Source organism: Opitutus sp. GAS368, from assembly GCF_900104925.1.
Lineage (GTDB): Bacteria > Verrucomicrobiota > Verrucomicrobiia > Opitutales > Opitutaceae > Lacunisphaera.
In genome coordinates this window covers 1332613-1348303 of sequence record NZ_LT629735.1, presented here as the reverse complement: position 1 = coordinate 1348303, position 15691 = coordinate 1332613, and the positions used below count along the sequence as shown (strand labels likewise).

General features: G+C 66.9%; 14 protein-coding genes. 5 read left to right on the top strand and 9 right to left on the bottom strand.

Features of this window, described 5'->3' with window-relative positions; genetic code table 11:
- The first annotated feature begins 4 nt into the window (after positions 1 to 4).
- On the top strand, positions 5 to 238 hold the full coding sequence (locus tag BLU29_RS05720; RefSeq protein WP_091055837.1) for a hypothetical protein: 234 nt from the start codon (positions 5 to 7) through the stop codon (positions 236 to 238).
- A gap of 52 nt (positions 239 to 290) precedes the next feature.
- Here BLU29_RS05720 and BLU29_RS05715 read toward each other — a convergent pair whose 3' ends face one another.
- The 3 genes from BLU29_RS05715 to BLU29_RS05705 form a co-directional block, all read right to left on the bottom strand.
- Positions 291 to 746 carry a hypothetical protein gene (locus tag BLU29_RS05715; RefSeq protein WP_091055836.1) on the bottom strand — a complete coding sequence of 152 codons (456 nt, stop codon included), beginning with the start codon at positions 744 to 746 and terminating at the stop codon, positions 291 to 293.
- Positions 747 to 784: 38 nt separating this feature from the next.
- Positions 785 to 1408: a DUF4203 domain-containing protein gene (locus BLU29_RS05710; protein WP_157693655.1), complete on the bottom strand. Its 624-nt coding sequence runs from the start codon at positions 1406 to 1408 to the stop codon at positions 785 to 787.
- Between the two features lie 112 nt (positions 1409 to 1520).
- Positions 1521 to 1784, bottom strand: a complete 264-nt coding sequence (locus BLU29_RS05705; protein WP_091055833.1) for a hypothetical protein — start codon at positions 1782 to 1784, stop codon at positions 1521 to 1523.
- 81 nt (positions 1785 to 1865) lie between these two features.
- Between BLU29_RS05705 and lysA the strand changes: the two genes are divergently transcribed.
- Together lysA and BLU29_RS05695 are read left to right on the top strand one after the other, a co-directional pair.
- Positions 1866 to 3173, top strand: a complete 1308-nt coding sequence (gene lysA / locus BLU29_RS05700; RefSeq protein WP_091055831.1) for a diaminopimelate decarboxylase — start codon at positions 1866 to 1868, stop codon at positions 3171 to 3173.
- A gap of 11 nt (positions 3174 to 3184) precedes the next feature.
- A complete protein-coding gene (locus BLU29_RS05695; protein ID WP_091055829.1) occupies positions 3185 to 4225 on the top strand; it encodes an NAD(P)H-dependent glycerol-3-phosphate dehydrogenase in 1041 nt (346 codons plus the stop codon).
- A 37-nt stretch (positions 4226 to 4262) separates the two neighbouring features.
- On the opposite strand, the gene BLU29_RS05690 is transcribed toward BLU29_RS05695, so the two are convergent.
- Genes BLU29_RS05690 through BLU29_RS05670 form a run of 5 tightly spaced genes read right to left on the bottom strand, consistent with a single transcriptional unit; the run spans position 4263 to position 11409 of the window.
- Positions 4263 to 5594 (bottom strand): MFS transporter, encoded by a 1332-nt coding sequence (locus BLU29_RS05690; protein WP_091055827.1) that lies wholly within the window; start codon positions 5592 to 5594, stop codon positions 4263 to 4265.
- On the bottom strand, positions 5584 to 6825 hold the full coding sequence (locus BLU29_RS05685) for a CoA transferase (protein ID WP_091055826.1): 1242 nt from the start codon (positions 6823 to 6825) through the stop codon (positions 5584 to 5586). Before BLU29_RS05685 ends, BLU29_RS05690 begins: the two co-directional genes overlap by 11 nt.
- Before the next feature lie 9 nt (positions 6826 to 6834).
- Positions 6835 to 7683, bottom strand: coding sequence for a CoA ester lyase (locus BLU29_RS05680; RefSeq protein WP_091055824.1), 849 nt, complete (start codon positions 7681 to 7683; stop codon positions 6835 to 6837).
- Between the two features lie 13 nt (positions 7684 to 7696).
- Positions 7697 to 9220: an alpha-amylase family glycosyl hydrolase gene (locus BLU29_RS05675; protein WP_091055822.1), complete on the bottom strand. Its 1524-nt coding sequence runs from the start codon at positions 9218 to 9220 to the stop codon at positions 7697 to 7699.
- Positions 9221 to 9252: 32 nt separating this feature from the next.
- A complete protein-coding gene (locus BLU29_RS05670) occupies positions 9253 to 11409 on the bottom strand; it encodes a formylglycine-generating enzyme family protein (protein ID WP_091055821.1) in 2157 nt (718 codons plus the stop codon).
- A 220-nt stretch (positions 11410 to 11629) separates the two neighbouring features.
- Between BLU29_RS05670 and BLU29_RS05665 the strand changes: the two genes are divergently transcribed.
- The gene (locus BLU29_RS05665) at positions 11630 to 12634 is read left to right on the top strand and encodes a LacI family DNA-binding transcriptional regulator (protein WP_091055819.1); all 1005 of its coding nucleotides are present in this window, start codon (positions 11630 to 11632) and stop codon (positions 12632 to 12634) included.
- A 119-nt stretch (positions 12635 to 12753) separates the two neighbouring features.
- Entirely contained in the window at positions 12754 to 13719 is a 966-nt protein-coding gene (locus tag BLU29_RS05660; protein ID WP_157693654.1) for a ribokinase, read from the top strand.
- Between the two features lie 18 nt (positions 13720 to 13737).
- Here the strand turns inward: BLU29_RS05660 and BLU29_RS05655 are convergent, their stop codons facing one another.
- Entirely contained in the window at positions 13738 to 15576 is a 1839-nt protein-coding gene (locus tag BLU29_RS05655) for a beta-L-arabinofuranosidase domain-containing protein (protein WP_091055816.1), read from the bottom strand.
- Positions 15577 to 15691: the final 115 nt, after the last annotated feature.

The window sequence follows — 15691 nt, the reverse complement described above, 5'->3', positions numbered from 1 at the left end:
ATCCATGAAAACCGCTCTCATCTCCGTTCTCACCGCGACCCTTCTGGGCTTCGCGTCCTTCGCGAGCGGTCGTCCCTTCGACGCCGCCGACTTCACCGCCATCATGTTCACCACCGGCCTGGTAGCTTGGACGATTGATCAATACAGCCGCGCCCCCCGGGCACTGACGCTGACCCCGATCATCCGGTTTCCGGCCCGCGTGAACGCCAAGGCCCCGGTCATCCGGCTGGCCGCCTGAACGGCCCCGTTTCTCCCGCTCGGCGGCTCCGGATGATTCCGGCGCCGCCTTTTTATTTAGCCGTGACGGGGACCGTGCCGGTTGCCGTCAGGTTGCTCTTGTCGGTCGTCTCGCCGTAAAGCTGGACCACGATGGTCGATTCCACGCGATAGGCGCCGGATCCGGCGGTCGCGGCCGCCGCGAGGGCGCTGTCAGCCGCCGGGCCGGCGGAGGCCAGCGGGCTGGTCCGTTCTGAGTGGGCTTGCGGCAAGACCGCCAAGGGCTCCCGGTCAATCACGGTGCCGATCAGCACGCCATTGAGATAGATCCGGTGGGTGGTCTGGGACACGAGGTAGGAAATGACATTGGGGTTGATCACGCGCCAGGACACCCGGGTGCTGCCGTCACTGGCGCGGGCCAGACCGGTGAGCCCGATTTTCACGCCGGCCGTGATGTTGTTGGAGCTGCTGCAGCCGGCGAGCAGGGCGAGCGAGGCGACCAGGAAAAACGGGGCAAGGAACTTTTTCATCGTCCCGCATATTGCGGGGCCCGGCACGTGCGGCAAGGTTAGTCGTCCTTGTCCTTGGCTTTCTTTTTCCCGCCGCTGCCGCCCAGTTCAAACTGGGCGATGACCCCGACGCAGGCCAGGGCAAGGATGGCCGGGAACATCCAGGGGTGGTTGTCGATGAGCGCCGGCAACTGGTCCGGCTGGCGGAAGTAATACACCCAGTCGATCTGGTTGGTGAAATAGGCCAGGGCCAGCATCGCGCGGAACGATCCCAGCAGCGCCGTGGACAGCATGATCAGCACCCGCTGGAGCTTCACGGCCAGGAAGCCGCCCACGACGCCCAGCACGCAGCCGCTCAGCAGGGCGACCATGTGGTGGAAATTGGCCAGCAGCAAAATGCCGAGGGTGGCGCCAAAACCGAATCCGGCCACAAACACCGCCGCGATATAAAGCAGGAACGCCAGGCCCGCGCCGAGCAGGCCGCCGACAATCAGGCTGGCCGTGATGCCGCCCGGTCCGAACCCCAGGGCGGTGGCCGCCATCTGGCCCGCCACGGCGCCGAGGAGGCCGCCGACGAGCGCGAGGGTGATCTTGAAAACCCGGTAGCCGAAAAAGCAGTCCAGCACGCCCCATGCGATCGCGGCGACGGAAATCCAGGGATAAAGTTCAGCGCTGGGTTGCACAGCGCCGGCACTAAGCCATGGCGCGGGCCAGCCGGTCAATCTGCTTTGTTGGCCGGGCGGTCGGCCCGGATAAAATCCCGGGCCGCCCACGAACGGCAACGGGACACGCCGTTCAGAACAGCATCACGGCCCGGGCGCTCTCGAGCACGATCCAAGCCGCGGCAAACGCGCTGGCCCACAGGAACAGCCCCTTGGCGACGCGGCGGCGGCGCAGGCCGCGCTCGTAGCGGTCCACGTTGAAGGAGCGGAAGCCGCTTTCCCCCAGGAAACTCGCAAACTGGGCGTGTTTGACCCGGGTCGTCCGCAGGCGCTTGTCGCTCCGCATGCCGAGGGCGATCGGCAGGTGGTTCAACAGGCGGCGGAACGTGTAGGACATGGGCACCATCCATTGGAAAATAGCGCTTCCACTCAAGGGGAATCTGGCTATCTGGACACCTTTCACGCTCACTTTACCTCGATGCACCACTTCCATTACACCGGCCAGAAACTGCACTGCGAGTCCGTCGACCTGGCGGCGGTGGCCCGGCTCCACGGCACGCCCACCTACGTTTACAGCGCCCGGACGATTGAGGACAACTACCGCCGTCTGGCCGCCAGCCTGACCGGGCTCGACCTCCAGATCTGCTACGCGATGAAGGCGAACTCCAACCTCGCCGTGCTCCGCCTCTTTGCCAACCTCGGCGCCGCCTTCGACCTCGTGAGCGGCGGAGAGCTCAAGCGCGTGACGGCCGCCGGCGGCAGCACGGCCCGCAGCGTTTTCGCCGGGGTCGGCAAGACCGAGGCCGAGATCCGGCTCGCGCTCGAGACCGGCGTGTTCGGCTTCCACGTTGAAAGCGAGCCCGAGCTGGCGCGCATCAACCACGTGGCCGGCCAGCTGGGTCGCAAGGCGCCCATCGCCATCCGCGTCAACCCCGACGTCGACGCCAAGACCCACGCCAAGATCACGACCGGCAAGAGCGACAACAAGTTCGGCATTCCCCTCAAGGTGGCCGCCGCCGCCTACGAGGCCGCCGCGAAATATCCGCACCTCGAGATCAAGGGCGTGCAGATGCACATCGGCTCGCAGCTCACCTCCGCCGAACCCTTCGTCGAGGCCGTGCAGAAGGTCATCCCCTTCGTCGAGCAGCTGAAGCAGGCCTACGGCATCAGCTATTTCAGCGTCGGCGGCGGCATCGGCATCGTCTATCAGGACGCCCTGGCCAGCGGCGACGCCGCCTGGTGGAGCGCCAGGCCCGAGGGCGAGCGCCCGCTTACGCCCGAGGCCTACGGCGCCGCGCTCAAGCCGCTGCTCGCCCCGCTCGGGCTCAAGATTCTGCTCGAGCCCGGCCGCTTCCTCGTCGGCAACGCCGGGGTGCTGCTGACCCGCGTCGAATACCTCAAGCGCGGCTCGAACAAAAACTTCCTCGTGGTGGACGCCGCGATGAACGACCTCGTGCGCCCCGCGATGTATGAGGCCTACCATGAGCTCGTGCCGCTGCTGCGCGACAGCGCGCGGCCCGCGCTGAAGGCCGACATCGTCGGCCCCATCTGCGAGTCGGGAGACTGCTTCGCCAAGGACCGCACGCTGCAAACGGTGGGCGAGGGCGAGTTCGTCGCCTTCATGAGCGCCGGCGCCTACGGCTACACCATGGCCAGCCGCTACAACACCCGCGCCATGGCGGCCGAAGTGCTCGTGTCCGGCAGCCGGTTCGAGCTGGTCAACGCCCGCGAAAATTTCGATGCTATGCTCGCCGGCGAGAAAATCCCCGGCTTTCTCAAAACCTGACGGCCCGCCCCATGTCCGACCCGCGCCCCCTCAATTTCACGATCATCGGCGCGGGGGCGTGGGGCACCGCGATGGCCGTGCACCTGGCGCGCCGCGGCCAGCAGACCACCCTGGTCACCCGCCGCGCGGAGCATGCCGCCCAGCTCCGCGCCACCCACGAGAACCGCGACTACCTGCCGGGCATCAGGCTGCCCGAGTCCCTCGTCGTAACCCAGGACCTGCGGCCGGCGCTCCTCGAGGCCGACGTGGCGCTCATCGCCTGCCCGTCCCAGTCGCTGCGCGCCTGGTGCGAGCAGATGCGCACCGTGCTCCACGACACCTCCCGGCTCCAGCTTTTCCTCAGCCTGGTCAAGGGCCTCGAGATCGGCACCCATCTCCGGCCCAGCGAGATGATGGCCCAGGTGTTGCCGGGGCTGAATTGCGGCACCCTGACCGGCCCGACCAACGCGGCCGAGGTCGCGCGCGGCCTGCCGGCGGCCATGGTCATGGCGGCGCAGCGCACCGACGAATTCGTGCCCAAGGTCCAGGCGGCCATGAGCGGCTCGACGCTGCGCATCTACATCAGCGACGACCTGGCCGGAGCGGAATACGGCGCCAGCCTGAAGAACATCTACGCAATCGCGGCCGGCCTCTGCGACGGCCAGCGGCTGGGCGACAACGCCAAGGCCGCGCTGCTGACCCGCGCGGTGACCGAGATGGTCCGCGTCGGCGCCGCGCTCGGCGCCAAACCCGAGACCTTCTACGGCCTCAGCGGCTTCGGCGACCTCGTCGCCACCAGCCACGGCGCGTGGAGCCGCAACCGCGAGTTCGGCGAAAAGATCGGCGCCGGCAAGTCCGTGGCGGAACTGCTCGCCGGCCGCAAAACGGTCGTGGAGGGGCACCGCACCACCGAGGCGCTCCACGGCCTGTGCCAGGAACGCGGCATCACCGCGCCGATCCTCACCGAGGTCTATGCCATTCTCTACCAGGACAAGAAGCCCACGGACGCGCTGCACGCCCTGATGACCCGCGAACTCAAGCGCGAGACCGCGGCACCGTTCGCGAAAAAGTAATCCGGTCGCAATCGATCGGCGGGCCGCAGCCCGGCCACTAGGGGGCTGGAGTGGCCGCAGTTTCAGGCGCGGGACCTTCGCCATCCCGGTGGGCGGTCAGCAGGCGGGGCAGAAAGGGGATGACCAGCAGCACGACGGCGGAGCTGCCGGAGTTCAGCAGGATCATGCCCGCGAAGCTGTGGTGAAACTGCTCGAAGATCCAGGAGCCCATCAGATCCGAGCCCGAGACCGAGAGGCTGCCCAGGCTGAAGATGAGGGCATAGCCGAGCGCGGCGAAATTCCTGGGCGTGGCCCGGGCCAGCAGGTCGAAGATCGGCATGAAGGCCAGGGCGGTGCAGAGCCCGTACAAGGCTTCGATCACGATGGCCGGGCCGACCGACCGGTAGCCGAAATAAGCCAGCGCCGCGGCCGTATGCAGGCTTACCCCCAACCAAAGCAGCCGGCGGAGGGCGATGTGGCGGCAAATCCGCATGTAGACGAGGCTGCCGCCCAGCCCGGCGGCAGCCGACACGAAACCGAGATACCCGATATACTGCGGCGTGAATCCGAGGGTCTCGCTCTGGTAATAAAACAACGGCGTCCCGAACCCGGGCGAAAACTTGATGAGCATCCAGAAGCCGGCGGCCGTCCAGAGCGTGCGGTGTCGGAACAGTTCCTTGAAGTGCGCCCGGGTCCGCTTGGGTTTGTCCGGCCCGGCCGGAGGGGCTTTGTTTTCCCGAAGCGTCTTCGCAAAAAGCCCGGCCAAAACGAGCATGAGGGCGGCATTGATCAGGAAGCCGTAATGGAACAGATGCGTGGCGATCCAGCCGCTGACGAGTCCCGTGAGAAGCCAGCCCAGGCTCTCGACGCCGCTGCGCACCGCACTGATGCGGCCGGTGGCGCCCAGCGTCTGGCCCACCTCGACCAGCATGCCGCCCAGCGTCGTGTGCACCATCATCAGCGCAAAGTTGATGGCCACGACCAGCCACAGCATGAAGCCGTAGGAGTCGTGCGCCAGGGGCAGGACCAGCCAGAGCACACCGGCCCCCGTGGAAAAGACGACCAGGTATCCCTTCCGGCGGGTGCCGAACAACCGCACGTTGTCGGCGAGCAAGCCGGCGAAGGGCTTGCAATACCACGCAAGCTTGGTGATCGCAAAGAAGCCGGCCAGCTGGGTCGCCGTCAGGTACAGGTGGTCCTTCAGCAGGAACCGCAGGGCTAGGTTGGCGATCCCCTCCCGATAGTCGCACAAGGTCAGGAACAGATACCCGGCCCCCACGAGCATCATGGCCGACCGCAACCGGGCGGCCGCCGGCTGGTCTTCGCGGCCAAAGGAAAGACCGTTGATCGCACCGGCCGGCGGTTCCCCGGGGCCGGCTTTACCGCTCATTTTTTCCGGCGGGTTCGATGACCACCCCGGCGGCAATCAAGCGGGCGTAGTCCGGGTCATCGACGCCGATTTCCCGCAAAATGGGGCGGTTGTGCTCGCCCAGGTCCGGGGCGCGGGAGCGGATCGAACCGGGCGTGCCCAGCAACCGGGGCACGACATGGTGCATCGGCAGCGTCGTCGTTTCCGGGTCGGGGTAGTCGGCGACAATCTCGCGCTGGATGAAGTGGGGGTCCGCGAGGATCTGCGTGACGTCGTAGATCGGCCCGACGGTGACCTCCGCCTTCTCGAAGAAGGCGACGTTCTCCGCCTGCGTATGCCGGGCGATGAAGGCGCCGATGATGGCGTCGAGCTCATCGACGTGTTTCAGGCGATCGGCGTTGGTGCGGAAGCGCGGATCGTCGTTGAGGTCGGCGCAGCCAATGGCGCGGAACAGGCGCTCGGCCATGCCCTGCGTGGAGCCCGACACGGCGACATGCTTGCCGTCCGCGCAGCGGTAGACGTTGCGCGGGGCGGAGTTGGTCGAGCGGCTGCCGGTCCGGAGCTTGATCTGGCCGGTCAGACGGTAGTTGGCGGCCTGAGGGCTGAGGATGGCAAACAGCGGATCGAGCAGAGGCAGGTCGATGACCTGGCCGCGGCCGCCGTTTTTCTCCACCTCGCGCAAGGCGATCATGACGGCCGAGGCGCCGTAGAGGCCCGCGACGCCATCGGCGAGATACATGGGGGGCAGCACGGGTTCGCGATCGGCGAAGCCGTTGAAGGAGGCGAAGCCCGACATACCCTCGATGATGGTGCCAAAACCGGGGCGTTGGCTGTAAGGCCCGTCCTGGCCCCAGCCCGAGATGCGGACGATCACCAGCCGCGGGTTGAGCTGGAGGAGGTCGGCGGGCGCGAGTCCCATCTTTTCGAGGACGCCGGGGCGGAAGCTCTCGATGAAGAGCGTGGCGGAGGAAACCAGCCGGCGGATCAGGTCGATGGCCTCGGGTTTGCGCAGGTCGAGGGCGAGGCTCTTTTTGTTGCGGGAATAGATCTTCCAGTGCGTCGACACGCCGTTGGTCTGCCAGGCCCGGAGGGAATCGCCCTCGGGTGGTTCGACCTTGATAATCTCGGCGCCATAGTCGCCGAGGATCTGGGTCAACACGTTGCCGGCGAACAGGCGCGACAGGTCGAGCACGCGGATGCCCTGCAGCGGGCCGCGGGCGCCGGGATCATAGTCGCGCTTTTTCAGGGGCATACGAGGAAATCAGGCGAGCTGGCGCGCGATGGCGAGGACGGCGTGGGCGCGCTTGAGGAAAGGCGCATCGATCATCCGTCCGTCGACGGTGAAGGCGCCGGCGGTCGCTTTTCCCGCAGCCTCGACCACACGGTGCGCGAAGGCGATTTCCTCCGCCGTGGGCCGGAAGATTTCATTGGCCGGGGCAATCTGGCTCGGGTGGATGCAGGACTTGCCAATATAGCCGAGGCGTTTGGCCGCGAGGGCTTCGGCCCGGAAACCCTCGGTGTCCTTGATGTTCGCATAGGCGGCATCGCAGGCCCAGATGCCGGCCTCGCCGGCGGCCAGGCGCACCGCCAGCTGAAGGTGGTGGATGGCCGCCGTGTCGGTGCGGTCGATGCCGAGCGGTTCCAGCAGGTCGGCAAAACCGACCTGCAGGCCGGTGACGCGCGGATCGGCGCCCGCGATCTCGGCGGCCAGGCGGAGCCCGCGGGGTGATTCGACATTGGCGAGGATGCCGATGGGGCGGGTCAGGCCGCGCGCCGCCTCGAGGCGGGCGAGGGTTTGGGCCGCCACGCGGATGTCGTCGGCTGATTCCACCTTGGGCAGATTGACCAGGTCGAGCCTCGGCCCGACCACGGCGGCGAGATCCGCCGCGAAATGCGGCGTCGTGAGGCCGTTGACGCGCACCATCAGGATTTTCTTGGACGCAATGAACTCGGCCGACTGCAGGGCTTGGCCGATGAGACGGCGCGCCTCGGGTTTGGCCGCCTCCAGCACGGCGTCCTCCAGGTCGAACGCCAGGCTGTCCGCCTGGCTCGCGAGGGCCTTCGGAAAAAGTTCTGGGCGGGAGCCGGGGACGAAGAGCTTGCTGCGCATGACGGGAGTGGGATTACTTGCCCGCGGGTTTAACCGGCGGCTTCACCAAGTAGAAGCGATATCCGTAGCTGTAGAGTCCCATCCGCAGGATGCCGGCGGGGGGCAATGCCTCGCCGGTCTTCAGCTCGACCAGCCCGCCCGTATCAAGGCCGCTGAGATTCACCTCGATTTTTTGGAAACCGCGCTGGAAATTGAGCACGACGAGCACCCGTTCGCCGCCTCCCGGAGCCGTGCGGAGAAAGGCGTAGTATTTGTCGTCGGCATTGGTCGGCACCGGGCGACGGCTGCCGGTCTGCTGCAAGGCCGGGTGGTCGCGCTTCAGGCGCAGCAGCCACTGCAGTTCGCCGTCGGGCTCGACCTTCATGTCGCGCCGGTCGTAGCCGATCAGGTCGCCGAGGCCGATTTGTGTGGCGAAGGCGAGGTGCGGCGCCTCGCGTCGCGTGGGGGCGGCCGGGTCCTGGAACAGGAGCGCCGAGGCAAAGAGGATGCCGCCGGCCTGTACCACGCGGTCGTGGGAGTTGCGGAGCGCCGTCTCGATCGGGTGTGGATCGCCGGCCTGGAATCCCTTCACGATCACATGGCTGCCGGCCACCCACCACGTGCCAAGGCCGTAATCCTCGACGCTGTTCCAGCCGCCTTCCTCGATCCAGGGCACCGGGTCCTCGCCAAATCCGCCCGCGCCCTCGCCTTGGATCCAGACGTTGCCGTAGGAGGCCATGACGTTGGTGATCTGCCGGCGGTTCTTCTGCCAGTCGCTGTTGCTGTTCCAGTTGACCGCGTCCATCATGATGCCGTCGATGCCGGTGTTCATCCAGAAGCGGACGATACGCTCCGCTTCCTGCAGAAATTCCGGACTCGACCAGTCATATTGGGGAAACCGGACGTCGACATCATGACCGTCCGCCCCGCCCCAGCGGGTCCAGTAGTGTTTCTTGGCCCGGGCGCTGTATTCCCAGAAGCCACGGCCGGGCGGGTTGAAGAAGATGTTCTGGGGAGGCGGAGGGGCGTCGCCGCTTTCACCCCAGACGAACCAGTGGGCCTCGGGGCTGCTGCGCCCCTCGCGGACGTCATCGCAGGCCTTCAGCCACGCGGGGGCGTCCGTGCTGATGTAACCGAGGTTGTAGGAGATGGCCACGGCCAGGCCATTCGCATGAGCGATCTGCACCAGCCGGCGGAAATCATCCATGTTACCCGCATCGGCGCGGATGGCGTAGTGATTCTTGGTGTCGAGTCCGCCGAAGCTGACACCGCCGTCCGCGGGCGAGACGATGTGGATGGCGGAAAATCCCTGGGCGTGCACTTGCTCGAGCAGGGCGGTCGTGCGGGCCACATCCTGGATCGGAAGCAGCTCGCGATCCTTCTGACTCGGGCTGAGGACGAAATACCGGCTGGCCGAGGCCTTTTCCCACCAGCGGGCCGGCAAATTGCCGCGGCCGGTATCGGCCGGGCTCGGGTGGGGGGCGGGTTGCGCGAGGCCGGTGACGGCGCTCAGCAAGGCAAGGACGGCAGGGACCGGCAAACCGCGGTTGGCTTTCATGGGGTGGGGTTGTGGGCAGGAACGGGCGGGATTCAACCGGCGTCGACCACGCAGCGGAAGCCGAGCATGCCGCTGCGGTCCTTGCCGGGGGACATCAGCAGGTATTTGCCGTGCTGGTCGAGCTGGTAGGCCTGCGGGAAATACCAGTGCGAGGTCTGCGGTTGGTAAGCGCTGCCGCCGCGGAGCGCCGCCGCGCGGGTGTGCTCGTCCATGAACTCATCGGTCCACTGCCAGACGTTGCCGACCAAATCCATCACGCCAAACGGGCTGGCGCCGCCGGGGTGCGCGTCGACGTCAGCGGGCGGCAGCAGGGTGCGGCCGCGATTGGGCTGGGGCAGGTTCGCGGTATTCCAGTCGTTGCCCCACGGATAGAGGCGGCCGTCGGTGCCCTGCGCGGCGTAATGCCATTCCCATTCGTGCGGCAGGCGCTTGCCGGCCCATGCCGCATAGGCCCGGGCGTCCTCGAGCGAGACCCACGTGACCGGCTTCTTTTCCCATCCCGCCTGCGGTGCGCCGTTTTTCCAGTCGCGGAGAAAGTGGTGCGCGTCCTTCGGCTGGTAGCCGGTTGCATCGGTGAACTTCTTGTAGTCGGCGTTGGTGACCGGGTGGCGGTCGATGTGGAATGACTTCACGGCCATCCGGTGCCGGTGGGCACGGCGGGCGGAGGGTTCCCACGGATATTGGAAGTCGAGGCCCTCCCAGGTGAAACCCTCGATTTCGATGCCCGTGACCTTGAAATCGAATTCGCCGGCGGGGATCGTCACCATGCCCGCGGGTGCGGCGGCGGCCGGCTTGGTCGGGGCGATGGGCACGATCTGCTGCGGCGCGGCCCGCCATTGGGCGGAAAGGGATTGGAGCGGCGCGGCGGTAAGCGCGCGCCGGCGCGCCAGGTAAGCGTCCAAGCCGGCGGGATGCACGCCGGCCTCAACGCCGAGCACGGCACCGAAGCCGCGGTTCTCCAGCGGGAAGGCGAGCGTGGCCTTGCCGTCGGTCAGGCGCGGGGTGAGTTCGGCTCCGTTCCACACGTCGTAGTAGCGGCGGCCGGCCTGATGGGCGACCAGCAGCTGGTCCCCCGCCAGGTCATAGTCGTAGCGGTTGACGACCGTCCAAAGAATCTGGCCCGGGCCGGGGAACATCGACGCAAAGACGCCGGCTTGCAGCGTGTGCGCGTAAGGCTCCCACTCGAGACTCACGAGCAGGTCGGGGAACTGCCGGTAGAGGTGCGCGATGCGCTGGAGCGCGGCACCATCACGCGGGGTGAACTGGTTCCAGACACCCCAGATGTTCTCCCAGGCGTTGTAGCCGGAACCGTTGAAGAAGATGTAATGAAAGTCGTTCGTGCGGTCGCGGCCCCACCGGTTCTCGGTGTTGCTCATATGGCGCGGCTCAAGCCACTTCAACTTGCTGACGGGGAGAATGACTTCGGTCGGGAGGAGCTTGCCCCAGCTCTGGAGATTCCACATCAGGGCTTCGTCCGACAGCGGCACGGCCTCGGGCTGAAACACGAGCGGATGACCGAGCTGGTCGGCCGTCTCGAGAAAAGCACGCGGCACACCGCTGTAGGTGTCGCCGTTGACGCCGTCGGCTCCGATCGCCTGGGCGAGGCGCACGACCGCTTCCCAATCGGACCGGCCGGCCGGTTGCGTGCCGTTGTCCCAGGCCATGGTGGGGATGAAGACCCTGACGCCGCGGCGCTGAAAATCAGCGACAGCCTGTTTAAGGCCGGCGAGCCCGCCGGGCAGGTCCGAGGCCAGCGCAGTCTGGTTGCGGTCATCGATGCCGATGTTGGGGTAAACATACCAGATGAGCACGCTGTCGATGCCGCCGAAACGGCGTTCGAGGTCGTCGAGATACTTGTCCACGGTGTATTTCCCGGCCACCGGGTCGTAGAAATACCGGTCCTCGACCATCATCTGGGCGTGGACGAAGTTGCGCTGCGCCCAGCGGAACTCCGCCCGCTCGTAGTTCGCCCCGCTGTAGCCCATGCGGGTGAGGTGCTCGTGGCGCCACTCGCGGAAATCGCGCCGCCAGGTCTCGGCGCGGCGGTTCACGTCGATCCGCCAATGGCCGATGTTCTGGAACGGCCAGCCCGGCACGCTGCCCGGGAGCGGGAGGTGCGGGCCGTTGCGGGCGTGCGACAGTTGAAACTCGGTGGTCTGGGCCGACGGGGCGCGTTGCGGTTCGCTCATGCGGGAAAGGGGGTGACACCGGACACCTTGGCAGAGTTTGCGGGGGAGAACATGACGAAAGTGGGGTCGGGCGCGGGCGAGGGGCGGAGCGAGAGAACTAGCGCAAACGTTTGCGTAGACTGCGCGGTCTGTCTATCAAAATCGTGCCTTGCCTGGGGCGGGCGTTGCGCGCAACGTGACGTCTCGTCCCCGCCGGACCCGCGCCCGCCTTCCCGTCCCCATGAAAAAACCCGCCAGCCTGATCGACGTGGCCCGCCGGGCGAAGGTGAACATCTCGACCGTCTCGCGCACGATCAACCAGACGGGCAAGATCGGCTCCGAAACCCAGGCGCGCGTGCTCAAGGCCATGCGGGAGCTGGGCTACAAGCCCAACCGGGTTGCGCGCCGGCTGCGCACCCAGGAGGGCAGCAGCCATCTGCTCGGTCTGATCATCCCGAACATCCAGAACAGTTTTTTTGCCGATCTGGCGCGGGGCGTCGAGGACGTGGCCTACAAGAACAACTTCGCCCTGCTGCTCTGCAATTATGATGAGGACGAGGCCAAGGAGCGCTTTTACCTGGACGTGCTGCAGTCGGAGTCCGTGGATGGCATCATCCTGCCGCCGATCCATGAGAATGATCCCGCGGTGCTGCAGGTGGTGCGCAACGGCATCCCGGTGGTCTGCGTCGACCGCAGTCTCTCGAGCGGAAACCTCGACAAGGTGGAGGTGGACAACCACACGGGCGCCCTGAAGGCGGTCGAGCACATCATCGCCCAGGGGCACAAGCGCATCGGCCTGATTGGCGGCCCCGCGGATTCCTCGACGGGACGGGAGCGCCTGCGCGGCTACAAGGACGCGCACACCCAGGCCGGGCTGCCGATCAAGGCGGAGCTGATCCGCTTCGGCGACTTCAAGCAGGAGAGCGGGCAAACCCTGGCGCACGAACTCCTCTCGCTCGCCGATCCGCCCACGGCGCTGTTTGCGTGCAACGGCCTGATGACGGCCGGGGCGCTCGAGGCCATTGCCGCGCGCGGCCTGAAGATTCCCAAGCAGGTCGGCATCGTGGGCTTTGATGAGCTGCCGCTGTCGAGCGTGTTCAACCCGCCGCTCACCGTCGTCCGCCAGCCGGCCTACGAGGTGGGCAAGTATGCGGCCGAACTGCTGCTGAAGCGCATCGAGGATGCCAAGCGTCCGGCCACAAGCCTCAAGCTCATGCCCGAGCTGATCATCCGGAAGTCCTGCTGAGCGCCCGGAAAGGTTTCGCTTGACGCAACGCACATGCAAACGTTTGCATGACGTTGCACCCCTTTTGCCCTGAATCGCGCAAGCCCCCCGGCCCCCGCGCAGCCCCTCTTCCGCTTTCCATGCCTCCTTCACCCCAGGTCGTCGTCGTCGGCAGCATCATGCAGGACCTGACCTTTGCCTGCGCGGAATTTCCCCGGGCGGGGGAGACGATCATGGCCCGGCTGGCCGGCGGGCAGGGCGGCAAGGGATCCAACCAGGCCATCGCGTGCGGCCGGACGGGGATGAAAACCGTCTTCATCGGCGCCATGGGCCGGGATGGGTTCGCCGGCCAGGTGACGGCCTTCTACCGGCGGGAAAAAATCGGCTGTCACCTGGTCCTCAAGGCCGGCCAATCCACGGGTACCGCGGTGATCCTGCTCAACCGCGAGGGCCAGAACCAGATTGTGATCGAGCCGGGCGCCAACGCCGCGCTGGCCCCGGCCGATGTGCCGCGGTCGCTGCTGGCCAAGGCCCGGGTGGTGGTGACCCAGCTGGAATCAAACCTCGCGACCACGGCCCATGTGCTCCGGGTCGCGCGGCAGGCGGGGGTGACGACCATTTTGAATCCGGCGCCGATGCGGACTGATTTTGGCCCCGCGCTGCTGCGGCATGTCGACATCCTGATTCCGAATGAAAGCGAATTTGTGGCGCTGGTCCGGGCCTTGCCGGGCATCCGCCGGCGCGGCTTCGATGAACGGGCGCTGCAGGCCATGCCCCGCGAAGCGCTGCACGGATTGTGCCGCCAGCTTGGCGTGCCAACGCTCATCGTGACCCTCGGCCGCCGGGGCTGCTTCATCTCGGAGCGGAGCGGCCATCATTTCATCCCGGCCCACCGGGGCATGCGGGTCGTGGACACGACCGGCGCGGGCGACGCGTTTTGCGGCGGTTTCGCGGCGGGGTTGGTCCGCCACAAGGGGGAGGTCGTCGCGGCGGCCCGCCTTGGCACGGCGGTGGCGGCGCTGTCGATCACCAAGCCCGGTGCCGCTTTTGCGATGCCGACCCGGTCCGAGCTGCAGCGTTTCCTACGGAAGACCGGGGCGGCCTGAAGACCGCCCGCGGCCAGCTTACCCGGGGGCGATTTGCAGCCAGGTGAGGCGCCAGGCGCCATCGGCCCGCCCCCCCGCCTCGAAATACGGACTGAAGGTCAGAGGGGGCCGATAGCCGAGGTTGAGCCGCACGGCCCGGGCCTCGCTGCCCGCGGGTGGGTCGAGCAGCTCGAGCGCCGCCTCGGGCTTGGACGGCAGGCGGATGGTCTCCTCGCTCTTGAAACCATCGATCAGGCCGGTGGCATAAACCAGCGGGCCGCGCGTGATCGCGGCGTAATCGAAATGCAGCACTTCCTGACTGACCGGCGAGCCGTCCGGGGTGCGCGATTCCTGGAGATTGCGATTCACTTGCCGGTGCAGCCGCGGCGGCATCGGCAGCTGCAGGGTGATGACATCGCCCGATTGCCAGACTTGTTCGAGCGCGGCGAAGGAATTGGGCCGGGCGGGGACAGCAACCACCGCGCCGTTGACTTGAATGACCGCCTGCTCCGCCCAGCCGGGAACGCGCAGCAGGATCGCGAATTTCGCGGACCGCTCCGGTTCAACCGTGATCCGAATGTCGCCCTCGAATGGATAGCGCGTGACTTGCTCGAGCCGGACGGCACCGGCGAACGGCGACGTCAGGGTGACCTGGCCCGGGCCGTAAAGGTTGACGGTGAGATGACCTTCACCCGTCACACCATAGGCGATCGGGGGCAGTTCCTCGAGGGCCCAGGGGCCGCTCGACTTGCAGCAGCGCCAGTAGGTGGTGAACACCCGCTTGCCGTTAGGGAATGAATAGTAGCACCAGTTGTCACCGTCCGGCGCCTGGGCGCCGAGCAGGTCGTTGTAGGCGGATTTCTCAATCTCGTCGGCATACCGGGCCTCGCCGGTCAGGGCGAGGAGCTCGCGGTTGAGCTGGATCCAGGAAAAAGTGGAACAGGTCTCGACGTAGCCGTAGGGGCTGAAGACGTGCGGCGGATTGAAGACTTCGCGGGACCGGTGGGCCACGCCGCCCCACGGACCGCCCCCGAGGGTCAGGTGATGCTGCCGGATGCTCTCCCATACCTGCTGCACGGCCTGCAGGTAACCGGGTTCGCCGGTCGCCCGGTAGAGCTTGGCCAGCCCGACCAGATTCCACGACAGTTGGTAGGCCTTGCCCGTGGCGATGAAAGCGGCGTCGGCGCCGCCGAGGATCTGCGGCAACAGCTCGAGGGCGGGGGCTTCGTTCGCCTGCTGCAGGATGAGTTTGGCGAGCTCGAGATATCTCGGCTCCCGGGTCACCAGGTAAAGTTCCACCGCCGGATCCAGCAGCACGGTGGCCGAGAGGCCGTGGTGATTTCCGAGCGAAGTGATGGCGATGCCGCCCTCGCTGAGCGTCCGCCAGCAGAGATCGCCAATCTTTCGCGCCGCGGCGATGTAACCGGGTTGGGCGAGGACCCGCCCGGCCGCGAGCAAGCCGAGGATGAGATAGCTGTGGACCCAGATATCCCAGGTGCGCTGGCCGGGAGCGCCGTCCCACGTGCGCGGGCCCGCCACCTGCCGGCACATGAAACGCCGGGCAGGGGCATAGGTGCCCAGGTAACCTGCGGCGTCCTGCACGCTCACCAGGTAGTCGGCGACGCGGCGCAAGCTGGATTCCAACCGGGGGTCGCCGGTGCGTTCCACGGCCTGCGCGGCGGCGCAGAGCCACTTGCCGGCATGTTCGCCATACCAGTCGCCCTCGTGGTTATGCGCCGTGTGCTGGGGGCAAAAGAGGGCGATCGGCGGACTGTCCTTGTCCTGGATGAAGCGGGCAAGGTGGGCGGTCTGGCTGGCAGCCAGGGCCCGGCCGAGCAGGCCGTTGAGCCTTACCTGCGCAGGGGAGGGGAAATTCATGGGGTGGCGCATGCGGGATGCCGAAAGGGTAGGGTGACAAAAAAGTTGACACGAGGGTTAAAAACAAAATGTTCGTCGTGCAAACGTTTGCTCATCCTTTTTGCCGGCGACCCCG

Excerpts from the sequence above, each read along its gene's own strand:
- BLU29_RS05705 (WP_091055833.1), bottom strand. The coding sequence starts at position 1,784 with ATGTCCTACACGTTCCGCCGCCTGTTGAACCACCTGCCGATCGCCCTC.
- BLU29_RS05685 (WP_091055826.1), bottom strand. The coding sequence starts at position 6,825 with ATGCCCCTGAAAAAGCGCGACTATGATCCCGGCGCCCGCGGCCCGCTG.
- BLU29_RS05695 (WP_091055829.1), top strand. The coding sequence starts at position 3,185 with ATGTCCGACCCGCGCCCCCTCAATTTCACGATCATCGGCGCGGGGGCG.
- BLU29_RS05675 (WP_091055822.1), bottom strand. The coding sequence starts at position 9,220 with ATGAAAGCCAACCGCGGTTTGCCGGTCCCTGCCGTCCTTGCCTTGCTG.
- BLU29_RS05715 (WP_091055836.1), bottom strand. The coding sequence starts at position 746 with ATGAAAAAGTTCCTTGCCCCGTTTTTCCTGGTCGCCTCGCTCGCCCTG.
- BLU29_RS05660 (WP_157693654.1), top strand. The coding sequence starts at position 12,754 with ATGCCTCCTTCACCCCAGGTCGTCGTCGTCGGCAGCATCATGCAGGAC.
- BLU29_RS05655 (WP_091055816.1), bottom strand. The coding sequence starts at position 15,576 with ATGAATTTCCCCTCCCCTGCGCAGGTAAGGCTCAACGGCCTGCTCGGC.
- BLU29_RS05670 (WP_091055821.1), bottom strand. The coding sequence starts at position 11,409 with ATGAGCGAACCGCAACGCGCCCCGTCGGCCCAGACCACCGAGTTTCAA.
- BLU29_RS05720 (WP_091055837.1), top strand. The coding sequence starts at position 5 with ATGAAAACCGCTCTCATCTCCGTTCTCACCGCGACCCTTCTGGGCTTC.
- BLU29_RS05690 (WP_091055827.1), bottom strand. The coding sequence starts at position 5,594 with ATGAGCGGTAAAGCCGGCCCCGGGGAACCGCCGGCCGGTGCGATCAAC.
- lysA (WP_091055831.1), top strand. The coding sequence starts at position 1,866 with ATGCACCACTTCCATTACACCGGCCAGAAACTGCACTGCGAGTCCGTC.
- BLU29_RS05680 (WP_091055824.1), bottom strand. The coding sequence starts at position 7,683 with ATGCGCAGCAAGCTCTTCGTCCCCGGCTCCCGCCCAGAACTTTTTCCG.
- BLU29_RS05665 (WP_091055819.1), top strand. The coding sequence starts at position 11,630 with ATGAAAAAACCCGCCAGCCTGATCGACGTGGCCCGCCGGGCGAAGGTG.